A 13561-nucleotide genomic window follows, 5' to 3' on the forward strand; every position below is an offset into this window, starting at 1 on the left:
AATACTCCTTGATCTCGGTTAAAAAGTTTTTTACTCTTTTTCAAAATATGTGTAACCGCGTAACCCCTCGTTGAAACAGCTGAGAATTGTTTTGCGGTCTTTTGTGGTAATAAAGTTTTGACGAATTGAATCCTCCGCAAAATCTTTCATTCGTTTCTTGATCGCCTTCACGTCATATTCCACGTACGACAACACGTCCTCGACAGAATCGCCTTCAAGTTCGCGCACAAAGTCATACGTGCCATCACTTTGAATGTTTATGGAAACCACGTTAGTATCACCAAACAGATTATGGAGGTCGCCCAGTGTCTCCTGGTAGGCACCAACAAGAAAAACACCCAGGTAATACTCTTCACCTTTTCTCAGTTCATGTAAGTGAATTGTTTCCCTGGCATGAGGGTGTGATGGAAATTTTGTTATTTTCCCCTCACAGTCGCAGGTAATATCAGCGATTATGGCGCTCCGGGTAGGGGCTTCGCCCAGGCGATGAATAGGTGTAACCGGAAACAGCTGGCCTATAGCCCAGACATCAGGTAGAGATTGAAACAGACTGAAATTCCCATAGTAGATATCAGGAATAAGTTTTTCAATTTGTTCTATTTCTTCAGGGACATAATCAAGCTCACTAGCCACCTTAGTAATTTTTATCAGAATGTGCCGGATAAGGTCATCGGCAATTGCCTTCTCACGCATAGTAATCTGGCTGTTCTTAAAAAGCTGCTGCGCCTGACTTTTGTAAAAAAACGCATCGTTGTAACATTCCTGGATATCTTTTGCCGAAACCATGTTGTAGGTCGACAGGAGATTATCAAGCAGATCATAGGTGGTTTTCGGCAGATCCACAGGAATTGGATGCGGGGTAACTTCCGTAACATCTAAGACGTTAAAAAGGAGTACCGAATAATAGGCTACAGTAAAGCGTCCAGACTCTGTCACAATTGTTGGATGCGCGATATTGTTCTTATCAAGAACCGAGGCAATGGTTTCGACAATATCACAACAATACTCTTCAACTGAATAGTTACGACTTGAATGATAGTTTGTTTTTGATCCATCATAGTCAACTGCAAGTCCTCCACCAAGGTCAAGAAATCCCATCGCCGCACCCTCTTTCACGAGCTCTTCGTAAATACGGCATGCCTCAATAACCCCGGCGCGAATATCTTGGATATTAGGAATCTGCGACCCGATGTGATAGTGCTGCAACTGGAGACAGTCAAGTTTATCGTCTTCTTTTAAGCGGTCAATCACATCAATAACCTGGCTCATTGTAAGACCAAAAACACTCGCCTCACCACCAGATTCAGCCCACTGCCCTTCTGCTTTCGTCGATAATTTTATGCGAAGTCCCAGCAGAGGACGAACACCGATTTTTTTGGCCCTTTCCAGAATCACTTCAAGTTCGCCGGGCATCTCCAGGACAAAGAAGCATTTCAGCCCCATTTTCGTTGCATAAAGGCCCAGGTCAATAAACTCTTCATCTTTGTAACCATTACAGATCAGGCAGGCATCACGGTTATCAAGCATTGAAATTGCGGCAATAAGCTCGGATTTGCTTCCGGCCTCAAGGCCATGATCATACTCTCTGCCAAACTGGGTAATAGCCTCAACAACCTGTTCCTGCTGATTAACCTTAATGGGAAAAACACCTTTATATTTACCTGTATAACCAACCTCTTTAATGACCTTGTTAAAACTCTCATGCAGCCTTTTTATCTGAGAGCCAAGTATATTCTCAATTCGAAGAAGCACAGGCATCGCAAGTCCACGCTCCTCAATACCTCTTGCGATTTCAAACAGACTGATCTTCACCCCATTGTCTTTCCCCAAAGGAGTGATCACAACCTCGCCAAACTCATCCACGGCAAAATAACCAGCACCCCATTTATCGATGCCGTAAAGATTAGCTGCGTCTTCAACTGTCCATTTTTTCTTTTTAGTCATAGCGTTATTCAGTACCATCCACTTTCTGACTTCAGTGGAATTGAGATTACTCGGATAATGACACCGAGGGATAACAACCTACCCTCATGTAAAATGTTATCTGAACGTTGGTCTACCTAGCAAAGTCGGTGCCACACATATAACATACTGTTATCATAAGATATTTCAGTTAGCCTCACAGACACATCGGAACATGAAGTTCCGATACCTGTGACGTATGCCCATTAATTTTGGAATTAATCAAAATTAATGGTCGTAATTAGTTGATAAAACAGTATAAAATAGAACAAAGGAACTACAGGTTCTTGTTTAACGATAAACGGAACCACAAGTTCTTTTTTATAGAAAAATATTGGCCACCGGCCAACAGCAAAAAGGAGCTCGTGTGAAAAATAGTCTGGTGATCAGCAAAGATCCGGAAGTATTTTCTCTATTCAGAGAGATGAGCGCAAAAGGCAGCAATCTTTTATCGCCAGCCTCTTCATTGGCCGAAGGAATCGAGATCATTAAGAGATCTCGGTGTGATTTGATTTTTATCGATATGAAGATTTTAAATCAGGCAGCCGCCTCCGGTGGATATAAGGCCGTACTGCAATCCTTCTGGATACTCTATCCCTCTGTTGAAATTATCGTAATGACCTCCCAGAAAATGCTCAGGGAGGCTGTGAAAGCTGTCAAACAAGGGGTTAGCGATTATATCACCTACCCTCTTGTTTCAGACGAAATCCGCCTGGTGGTCAAGAGTATTAATGAGTCCCAAAAAGTACAATCTGAACTTGATTATTTGCGTGAAGAGACCTGGGACAAAGACTCGATCACTCTTTCCCAGACACGCTGTGCAGCCATGCAGCAGGTTTTCAATAACGTCCAATCCGTATCTTCCACAAAAAGTACCGTGCTTTTAACCGGCGAGACAGGAACCGGCAAGGGGGTACTAGCAAAAATTATCCACAAATTGAGCAACAGAAAAAACGAACAGTTTATCAATGTCCATTGTGGCGCTATCCCCGACACTCTTTTAGAGAGTGAACTTTTTGGCCATGAAAAAGGTGCCTTTACCGGGGCAATTCGGCGTAAACTCGGAAAATTTGAGATAGCAGAAGGTGGAACCATCTTCCTCGACGAGATTGGCACAATCACACCGGCCGCCCAGATCAAACTGCTCCAGGTTTTACAAGATAGCACATTCCAGCGTGTTGGAGGGGAAGATTCCATTGAGGCAAATATCCGAATCATTGCCGCAACCAACGTTGAACTCAAGCAACTCTGTGATGAGCAAAAATTCAGAAATGATCTGTACTATCGACTCAATGTTTTTCCGATAGAGCTTCCTCCTCTCCGAGATCGGAAGGAAGACATTCCGCTCTTGATTGAGGTGTTTCTGGAACGGCTCAACAAATTTCAAACAAAAAACATCTTCGATATCCACTCCCAGGTAATTACCGCTTTTCTTAACTACTCATGGCCGGGAAACATCCGTGAACTCGAAAACGTAATGGAGAGAGCCTACATTCTCGAAAAATCCTCTGTCCTCATGCCCGATAGCTTCCCGGCCGAACTGTTTATGGAGCAGGACGCCCTTTCCCTGGCCAAAATAGACACCATGCTGCCCTTGACTGAAGTCAGAAAGAGAGGCGTGGAAGAGATTGAGCGGCGCTATCTCAAAGAAATACTCGAAAAAAACATGGGAAAAATCAACAAAAGCGCTGAGGCTTCAGGCATTACAACAAGGCAGCTTCACAAGTTGATGCTGCGGCACGGATTGCACAAAGAAGCATTCAAAACACACTGACAGCTAACTGCCAAAAGTTGAGAGATCTGCTAATATATTTTTCTTTTTGAGAAACTTTTTCCTAAAACTGAAAAGGTATTTTCAACGATAAAGAGAGCGTTCTCGTCAATGGTAAATACCGCCTCTTCGAGTCGCTTGAGTTGAATGTTATTGATCACCGTCATCAAGACAGAGCGCGGTGCTTTCGAGTATATGCCCCACCCGTTCAAGAGGGTCCCGCCTATTTTTAACTTTTCTTGAATCTCTTCAGAAATGCTCTCGCAAAGATCAGACACGATAAAAACAACCTTTCGCTGACTGAACATGGCAAGTGTTTGCTCCATTACTGCTGAGGCAACAAAGGTCATGATTATTGAGGCCATAACAAGGTCGATATCGAGGTAGATAAGGCTGCAAAGGTAAAGCAGCGTGTTAAATACAAAATAAAATTTACCGATGCCGATATTGAAGTTCTGAAACATCCAAACAGCAACAACATCGAGTCCACCGTTAGAGCCAAGCGACCGCAGAACAATCCCCACACCAAGGCCGGATAATAAGCCACAGGCAACAGCTGCATAGAGCTGGTCTTTTATCTGTAGTTCAAGCTCGATTGACATATATGCCAAAGTGAAAATCAGCATGGACGACACGCTGTACCAGAGAAAACGCCTGCTGATAGTTCGCCAGGCAATTATAAACATCGGAATATTAAACAACAGATATAACCCGGAAATACTACCGAAACCTGTAGTGAAAAAAAGCAGCGATGCAGCACCAAAAAGACCTCCAGGGACAAAGTGATGCGGAAGGGCAATTGATTTAAGGGCGAACGCTGTAATAATTGAACCAACAATAATCTGTAGAATATTCCAGTGGATTGAATACGTGAAACCTTTTTGAATCATTGCAGAATACCGAATTGAGACCTTTTACTGTTGTTTTGTTGTCTGAAGATAGGATTGTTTCGGTCAGATTACACAATAATAAAAATAGCGAAACAGATAATGATACAAGGAAGAATTTAGCAGATAGTTTTGTGCCAGATATTCATGCTTTCGATGTTGCCTGAGATATTGGTATTATTTTTGAGTCTCCCCCCTAACTCATAGCCGAGCTTGGAGAAAGTTATGTTAATTCCGGCGGATTTCGCTCTTGCAATTGTATAGGCCGTTCTGATCCCCTTTTTTTTCATCTCTTTTTCCATTCGAAGAAGGAGATGTACCCCGAGGCTATTGCCACGCCACTTTGGCAGTGTTGCGAAATCAGTCATTTCAACGTTTTGGGATGTCACATCAATTTCAGCAGAAGAAAGAGCAATAAGCCGCCCATTTTTTTCAATCCCAAAATAATCGACATTACTCTGCATGCTGTCTTTAAGAAACAGGGGGTCATGGATTGGAAAGGGGTAGGTTTGGAAAACCTTTTTGTAAATTGTTGCCATTATTTCAACATCCTCTTCTTTACATCGATGCAATCTGAACAACTCTTTATCCAACGATTCGTTGGTACTGCCAGATTTATTAAAGGCAAGGCGAAGTATTTTCTTGATATCTGCTGCATCAGGCTCTGAAGCACGTTCTTCATCAAGGTAATACCCCATAAAAACACCGGCGATTGCACCATTAAAGAATCGGGGAATTGAAGCTTCTTCGATATACCCTTCACGTACAAATTGTTTAGAATAATCAGCAGGAATCTTCACAAATATCTTTGAGTATTCATGACGTTCTGCCATTTTTACCAAATCTGAAGGCAGCGACCGGGGCAGACTGTTGCCAACCTTCATTAAATAGATGCGATCATTGAGAGGCCCATGCTGGATAATTGAACCATCGGGAAGTTCTTTTACCTTATCTGGTGGTTGTTTGGACATATTGTTGTTATCCTCTTCGGCCATGACGCGAATTATTTTTGGGAACCAGGGCAATCATATTATTGCTGTCAGCCAGTAGTTTCTCAATTCCTAAAGAACGGGTTTCATCTGCATCCTCAAGAGAAAGTTGCAAGTCACACTCATCGCAATTTCTTTTACAAAATGTGGGTTCATAAGAGTCCGGTTCTTTGTAGGTTGTGATCACGCCTTCATAATTTCGCAAAACAACTTTATTGGTAGACCAGGAGATTAGATAATTTGGCATCACGGGGATCTTGCCACCTCCACCTGGTGCATCAATTACATAGGTTGGAACACAAAATCCGCTTGTATGACCGATAAGACTCTCGAGGATTTCAATACCTTTACCAACCGGCGTTCTGAAGTGATTAAGCCCCTCCGAGAGATCGCATTGATACAAATAGTATGGCCTCACGCGGTTTGCGACAAGTTTGTGAAATAGCGAACGCATAATTCTTGAACAATCATTAACACCCGACAAGAGGACAGTTTGATTGCCAAGTGGGATACCAGCGTCCGCCAACTTTTTCAAAGATTCTTTCGATGAGGTTGTCAGTTCACGGGGATGATTGAAATGGGTATTAATCCAGATCGGACTATGTTTTTTCAACATTGCAACTAATCGGTCTGTGATTCGATATGGAAGAACAACAGGCGTCCGTGTTCCAATTCGAACCACTTCCACGTGGTCAATCATCTTTAATTCAGTAAGAATCCAATCCAGATAATCGGTTGACAAAAGAAACGGATCGCCTCCACTCAAGAGAACATCTCTTATTTGAGGCGTTTGCCGAATATATTCAATTCCTTTCATAATTTGATCTTTTCCAGGTATGGTGTCCCGGTCTCCGACTTGGCGTTTTCTTGTACAATGTCTGCAGTACATGGAACACATGTTACTGACCAGCAGCAGCACCCGATCCGGATATCTGTGCGTGAGCCCGGGGACAGGACTATCTGCATCTTCATGCAGAGGGTCAACCATATCGGTATCTTGAATCTCAAGTTCGTTGATCACCGGAAAACTCTGCTTGAAGATTGGGTCTTTCTCTACGTCATCAGTTTTTATAAGGGAAAGATAATAAGGTGTTATGGACATCGGGAATTTATTGACAATCGTCCGAAAATCACGACGTAAATCCTCTGAAAGCTCAATGTCCAGGAGTCTTTCAAAGGTATCCACATCCTTGATGCAGTGTTTGATCTGCCACTGCCAATCTTTCCATTTGCCGACCGAATCAAAGCCAATCTCGTTAAATATATCTTGTTGCTGTGTGCTAAGCATTTCCATAAAGTTCCTTCTTTTTATGAATAGTTGACAAGCAGGTTGCCATAACTAATTCTTTAGTTTCATTAATATTTACTCTACAGCAGGCTGTATTCTTCTTTTAGGCTACTGTAGACTAGGCTTGATACGTTACGAATGATGTTGCCTCGAGAAGCCATCCAATGGCCATAGTTTCTCGCCCTTTTCTGTTTTTCGATGATCCCCACAATAATATACGGATAGCGGCGACCATCTCGGCCTTTAGGTACCAATATGCCCATATCGCCACAAAGTTTGGCTGTTGTTCCGGTTTTGTCGAAAACCAGCGTCCCCCTGGGAAGAGGCGTACCATGGTAGATGCGGTCCCTGTTGGGTAGGGCCATTAGTCGACGAATTTCTTTTCCCGATGACAGTTTTTTGTTCCAGAGCGCCGCCAGAAACATACCATATTCACGAGGCGCCACTTTGTTTCGGTATGTTCCGCCATTAGCGGGGATATATTCGACTATTTTTATAGATTGAAAGATGTTTGGATACTGTTTCTTGAGCGTATCTTCAACCGCTTTTGGGCCGCCGATATGACGCATCAGCCAGTTTGTCGCCTTGTTGTCACTGCGTTGAATCATGGCCTCCATTTTTTGCCGACTTTTCGGACCATATATCAATGCCCCCTCTTTCTCCTTAAGGAAAAAAGCCAGGGCCACAAATGGCTTCATCATGCTCGCCGCTTGCAAAGGTGTATGTATGTTAATGTCTATAAGATTGCGTCCTGTGGTCAGGTCGTAGGCCAACCAGGCAGTTCGTTCATCGGATGTAATTTTATTTTTTCTGCGTAACTCCTTGATATACTTCTCTATTTTTTTCTCCAGCAAGGTGGCGGAGTCGTCGGTCTTGCCCGTAAACCTTTTTGCTGTTTTACTCGTTTTATGTTTGGGAACTGTCGGCGAAGCTTTAGTGGCTGTAAAACTTGCACGGGGAACCGGCTTGTCTTCCATATCCAGATAACTTGATTCTCCAAAAACAATTTCATTGTTTTGCGAAAGGGCAATCGATGCAGCAACTCCCTTTCGTTTCAGTAAGTTATCATGCCTATTGGCAACTCGGAGTGTCGATTGTCTATCTCCTAAGCGGCGATAGACAAGAATGTAATTATCATGGCGTGTTTTTTCGATGAACAGGTCTTTACCAACATCCTGCCCCAAATAACGATAAATCATTTCATATCGGTGCTTCAGGCTTACAAGGTTAACCCCTAGACCATAGCTGACATTGTAGAGGTCAGAATATTGTCCGGCACCGATCGCCACCGCCGTACCCTGCATGCCAACTTTTTCTAAAATACTGTTATGGTGCACAACAAGGCGTGCTGAGGATAAAGGAGTCCCGCTTCGATCATACACAACACCGTATCTGTTTCTTGTACGGACTATTTTCAAAGATTTGGTTACTTCCGGGCCAAGCATCGTCTCAAGCTTTTCTTTGAAGTCCAGCGCAGCATCAAGATTACTGTCCTCGAAATACACAATATCATAGCGACCAGTGCTGCTTGCCTGCGCTTTGGAGTATTGGCAGAACAGTCCCAAACTACATAGGTAAATCACCAGCACAAATTGGGCAGGCATCAGGTTAATTTTCCGAGGACAATGTCGCATAAGATTAAGTTACATGGTGCCCAGGTAATTGCGTAACGAGTCTCTTATGCTGGTGACCGTCCATAAGAAGCGTTTATCGTCCTCTTCAAGAAGAGTCATGCGAAGCCCCTGCAACTCTGTATTAAAGGAAGACAGTGGAACAACGCAGATACCAGTGTTACCCAGAAGATAGAGTGAAAAACGCTTGTCTAGTGCCATCATTGGAGCATCGACAAGCTGTGCAATTTTATTGCTGACCAGATTGTTGGGAACTGGCAGGGTTTGATCTTCAGACAAATAGTTTGTCTGGAAAACTACCGTGAAATAAAAAGCTCCATTGCTGGGGTTGACGATGAGTCCTTCCTCACCACAAAACATTTTGTAAGCGATGTTTGCCCGTTCCTGATATTTCTGTACCCGTTCTTGCAGAAAAGATTTGTAACCGGGGTGCGCCATGAGAATTGGCAAAACTTTTTGGGGTAAAGTAGTAGAGCAAACCTCCAGCATTTTCGCATTAACAATAGAGTTGATATAGGCATCGAAGCCTGTATCTTTTTCTCTATTGTAGACCTCCATCCAACCACAGCGAGCCCCCGGCCAGGGCATTTCTTTGGACATACTTTTCAGTGCTATCCCTGGGACATCTCCAATGTATTTCCCGAGCGAACATGGGACCTGATCGTTGAAAACGATATTCTCATACACTTCATCGACAATGACAAACAGATTATATTTACGCGCGAGAATGACAATTTCTCTGAGGATTTTTTCCGGATAGACAAAGCCTGTTGGGTTGTCCGGATTCACAATCAAAATGGCCACTACGGAGGGGTTATAGCGTATCCTGGTTTCAATATCTGCGACATCAGGGCACCAGCCATTTTGAGGGTGCAAATAATAGCTGACCGGTAAAGCCCCAGCGTGAGCAGCCTCTCCAGATGCATACGTCATATACCCCGGACTTGGAACCAACACCCGTGCTGTTCTTTTCAAAAATCCGAAAATTTTATTGATTGCATCCCCCAGCCCATTAAAGAAGATGATGTCGTCTGGGGAGATATACTTACCGTTGTTACGCAGGGAGATGTCAGCCCAGAATTTACGTGTCTGATATAGTCCTTTGGTCGGGCTATACCCGTATAATTCGTCACTTTGCAGGGAATTAGAGACAATCTCTTTAAACCAGGAAGGCAAGGACAGCCCTTTGGAAATCGGGTCACCGATATTCTCCCAGTAGATATCAAGCCCCAAGGCATTCAACTCTCTGGCCAGCTCAACAATGCTTAAGACCTCATAGTGCATTTTGTCGGCACCGATGTGCACAATGTCTTTACGCATGACAACTAATTTCTTTGGATTTAATTTTACAGAATATAGTTTTGTGGAATAAATGTTTATCACGATAACACAAAGAGTTGATCAGTGCAATGGCACGACCATCTTGTCAGCGAAATGAACTTACAGGAACAATGGGGGGAAAGATGAAAAACTAGGTAGAATGACTACGACCCGATAGGCGTGAACCCATCGTCCTCATTTTGTTTTTTCAAGGCCTTAACAAACTCTGTGAGTCCTTCTTCGAGTTGGCCGAGCGTCTCATCGGGCAAACGGAGCAAAACATCAGCAAGAACCCCTTGAGCTGGTCGAGGCGCGCCAGCTAATAGCTGGGTTCCCGTTTCAGTAAGAAACAGTTCAACAACCCTTTGATCTTGGGGATTATTCCGATCTCGGCGAACCAGTTCTTTGTTTTGGAGTTTATCTAGCATGTTACTGCAGGTTGAGGGATGGATGGATAGGATGATTGCAAGCTCAGAAACCTTTAGCCCAGGTGTTTTGAAAAGTTCCCACATCATCCAAAGCTGTGCCGAACTCAATCCACACTCTTTTTCAACCCACTTGGCGTGGGCCTGACTTGCACGAAATATAATCCGCAAGTCTTTTAGAATTGCCTGAAAACGTTGAAACCGTGGATCATCTGAGACCATTTGATGGTCGGGCAACTTAGGGTGGTCGGGCCGTTCTGACATTAAGCGATCTCTTAGGAAATTAATATTTGCACCAATAAATCATCACATACTAAGAATAACTTGAAAAATCAAGGAGTAGCCGACCTGCTACTCAAATAGAATTTCAGCTATATTTCTCGGCAATGCGACAATTTGCCACATTCTCAAACAGTTTCATTACTGCTATAGAATCGATTTCTAAGAGCCACAATGTGGCACATGCCAATCAGACAAAATGTAAAAAGGGGGAGTTCGTGAAACTAGTTCCAATACTAGCAGTTTTAGCAACTGTAAGCCCGGTCGCAGCCTCAGATATCAGTCAAGAATTAGATCAGGTGGTAGTCACCGCTTCCAGGGTGGAAGAAAAGCTGAAAGAGGCGCCGGTAACAATAAATGTTCTAGATAAAACCGAAGTTGAAAAAATTAAATACCGGAATCCCAGTGATATTTTAACTCGAATACCCGGTATATACAGTCATGATTTTGGTGGTGATTCTGAGATTACATCCATAAGAGTTGCAACCCATTTCACCAATCCCTACACCATCGTCCTTCTAGACGGCATCCCGGTCAGCAATTATGGCTCCGGCAGCAGCGGTCAATTTGCCGAAATTAACAGTGACAATATCTCCCGGGTTGAGGTTATCAAGGGGCCCGCATCCGCTCTTTACGGCAGTAATGCCATTGGTGGCGTAATCAATATAATCAGTAAGGATCCCTCAGCTAAACCACAGCTTAAAGTTTGGAGTGAATACGGCAGGGGCGAGGCGTGGCGCAGCGGGATATCTGGCAGTGGCAGTGGCGAGAAGGCCAGTTTCAACATCGATTTGAACTATATTGATAATGAAGGCTGGCGAGATAACAACAACCTTGAAAAGAAATCTGCTTCAATCAAACTCCAGGTTCCTATCTCTGAGTCCCTGATGACCTTTAAAGTTGACTATCTAAAAAAAGATAATCAAAGCCCCAGCACTCTTACAAAAAGCGAATTTGAGGGAAATTGGCAGCACAGTTACCATGATCTTTCCATGTCTAAAACCGACAAAATTGCCCCGACCATATCCTATAGCTACTTTTTAGAGCAAGCTGAATTTAAGACGACACTTTCTCTCAAGGATATCGACTCCGAGTCCCGACCAACATACGGCATTCGACTCCTCACCTTTGGAGCCAATACTGGGAAATATCAGGGCCGATATAATCAAAATGATGACAAGGCTGCCAACCTGCAGTTCCTTTACAGCCGTGAGTTCACGGCGCTGGCAAGTAAAATCGTCACTGGTCTGGATACCGAGCGCAGCAGTGTCGATTTTGTCTCCTATGACATTTATTACACCAAGGACGCGGCCCTTAACAAATACACCTCCTTTACCACAGGGAGCAAGAATAGCTCCGATGACATTACCACCACCATGTACGCTCCATTTCTCCAGATACAAGTCACTCCCATTGACACGTTGAAATTTACTGCTGGCGGTCGTTATGATTCAGTAAAATACGACTTCGAAGATATGTTGAACAACTCCAACAATGGAGAAAAGGAGTTCGACCAGTTTAGTCCAAAACTTGGCCTTACCTATGACTTCACTGCACGCTTAAACAGTTATCTCTCGTACTCCAAAGGATTTGTTGTTCCTACCACCAGTCAACTCTTCACCTCAACTGGCGCCAATGCCAATTTAACTCCTGAAAAGGCCGACAATTACGAATTTGGCATACGAAGCGCACTTTTCCAAAACAAACTCGGACTGGATTTTGCCATCTACTCAATGGAGATAACCGATAAAATTGTTTCATCAGGATCAGGTTGGAGTGACCCGTATATAAATGCAGGGAAAACATCACAAAGGGGTTTTGAAGCCTCTGCCGTATATGCCCCCATTGACATGGTTAAACTGACAATGGCGTATTCATATGCTCGCAACAAATACGACAACTACTCCCCGGCATCACCACAATACAATGGCAATACAGTTCCTCGCTCTCCTAAACATCATTTAAATATTCGGCTGGCTGTACTGCCCATGGATTGCCTCGAGTTTGAACTGGAGATGGATGAGATTTCCACCCAATACCATGACGATGCCAACCTTTTTGAATATAGCCGCCCTACCCTGTTTAACTTGCGTGCCACCTATAATAGAGAGCAATGGTCGGCATGGACTCACCTTAAGAATCTGACTAATCAGACATATGCGACCTATGTCAGTGAATCCAGCGGTGCACCAACCTTCTACTCAGGTGCTCCACTATCTCTTTTTGCTGGAATTTCCTATAAATGGGGCGAATAAATGATTCGTCCATCTCATGAAAATAGAACCAGAGAGCAGCTAAACATCTTTCCAGTTGTCTGTGCGTCAGTCCTTGGCTTGTGTCTTATTCCATTGAATATTCATGCCACAATTACTGATGAACTTTGGCTGAGCGTTTCTCCAGTAGAAACCTCGGCAACTACCGACCCAGCCTGCGAATTGCATGGAACGCCTCAGCCAGCTGCAAAAAAAAGCAGGGGAGGCGAAACCACCGGGAGACGACCACAAAAAGCTCAACGGTTTGAATCGGAACACCGGCCAACCCCAGTTCGGACATATTACTTAAACACCTCAGCACTTTCGCCCCAGGCTGAGGCCTACGCACTGCACCCGGATGGCTCCAGCAATCCGCTTAAGATCCAATATGGGCCACAACCAACGGTTACCTTAAAAACACCAATGGCCGATGACCGGCTCCATGGCGCCAACAATATCTACGTGATTGACAAGCAGGTCAACGATGGTGTTCTAGTAATCCAATCAGCGAAATGGCTCTCCATTCATCATAGCTGTGGCTGGGGACATGAGTATCGGAACAATGAAAGTAGAAAAAGTGCCCATGCCCTTGCTCAAGTTCCCTTAGAAATAGTCATTAACGGCCTATGGGATGGTAATTTCCATGCAGACCTGCGCTCCGGAGATGAGCTTGAACTGCTCGTCACCTCCTCAGGGGTTCCTGTCGAAGGAGCCAACCTTACCGTAACCACCGAAAAACAGTGGTCACTCTCAGGGC

9 protein-coding genes are annotated in these 13561 nt (G+C 44.0%); 2 read left to right on the forward strand and 7 right to left on the reverse strand.

The window, feature by feature from the left end:
- Positions 1-30: 30 nt before the first annotated feature.
- Positions 31-1944: a biosynthetic arginine decarboxylase gene (gene speA, locus HQK80_02630; GenBank protein MBF0221116.1), complete on the reverse strand. Its 1914-nt coding sequence runs from the start codon at positions 1942-1944 to the stop codon at positions 31-33.
- Between the two features lie 442 nt (positions 1945-2386).
- On the opposite strand from speA, the gene HQK80_02635 reads away from it, so the two are divergent.
- Positions 2387-3736, forward strand: a complete 1350-nt coding sequence (locus HQK80_02635; protein MBF0221117.1) for a sigma-54-dependent Fis family transcriptional regulator — start codon at positions 2387-2389, stop codon at positions 3734-3736.
- Between the two features lie 29 nt (positions 3737-3765).
- Here HQK80_02635 and HQK80_02640 read toward each other — a convergent pair whose 3' ends face one another.
- The 6 genes from HQK80_02640 to HQK80_02665 form a co-directional block, all read right to left on the reverse strand.
- Positions 3766-4623, reverse strand: a complete 858-nt coding sequence (locus HQK80_02640; protein ID MBF0221118.1) for a YitT family protein — start codon at positions 4621-4623, stop codon at positions 3766-3768.
- 116 nt (positions 4624-4739) lie between these two features.
- Positions 4740-5591 carry a putative beta-lysine N-acetyltransferase gene (gene ablB, locus HQK80_02645; GenBank protein MBF0221119.1) on the reverse strand — a complete coding sequence of 284 codons (852 nt, stop codon included), beginning with the start codon at positions 5589-5591 and terminating at the stop codon, positions 4740-4742.
- Between the two features lie 7 nt (positions 5592-5598).
- Positions 5599-6903, reverse strand: a complete 1305-nt coding sequence (gene ablA, locus HQK80_02650; GenBank protein MBF0221120.1) for a lysine 2,3-aminomutase — start codon at positions 6901-6903, stop codon at positions 5599-5601.
- A 74-nt stretch (positions 6904-6977) separates the two neighbouring features.
- Complete coding sequence (locus HQK80_02655; protein MBF0221121.1) at positions 6978-8501, reverse strand: serine hydrolase; 1524 nt, start codon at positions 8499-8501, stop codon at positions 6978-6980.
- Positions 8502-8540: 39 nt separating this feature from the next.
- Complete coding sequence (locus tag HQK80_02660) at positions 8541-9848, reverse strand: pyridoxal phosphate-dependent aminotransferase (GenBank protein MBF0221122.1); 1308 nt, start codon at positions 9846-9848, stop codon at positions 8541-8543.
- Positions 9849-10012: 164 nt separating this feature from the next.
- Complete coding sequence (locus tag HQK80_02665) at positions 10013-10495, reverse strand: MarR family transcriptional regulator (GenBank protein ID MBF0221123.1); 483 nt, start codon at positions 10493-10495, stop codon at positions 10013-10015.
- Between the two features lie 275 nt (positions 10496-10770).
- Here HQK80_02665 and HQK80_02670 point away from each other — a divergent pair, with 275 nt between their 5' ends.
- Positions 10771-12807 carry a TonB-dependent receptor gene (locus HQK80_02670; GenBank protein MBF0221124.1) on the forward strand — a complete coding sequence of 679 codons (2037 nt, stop codon included), beginning with the start codon at positions 10771-10773 and terminating at the stop codon, positions 12805-12807.
- Positions 12808-13561 lie beyond the last annotated feature (754 nt).

It is taken from the genome of Desulfobulbaceae bacterium (assembly GCA_015231515.1).
GTDB lineage: Bacteria > Desulfobacterota > Desulfobulbia > Desulfobulbales > VMSU01 > JADGBM01.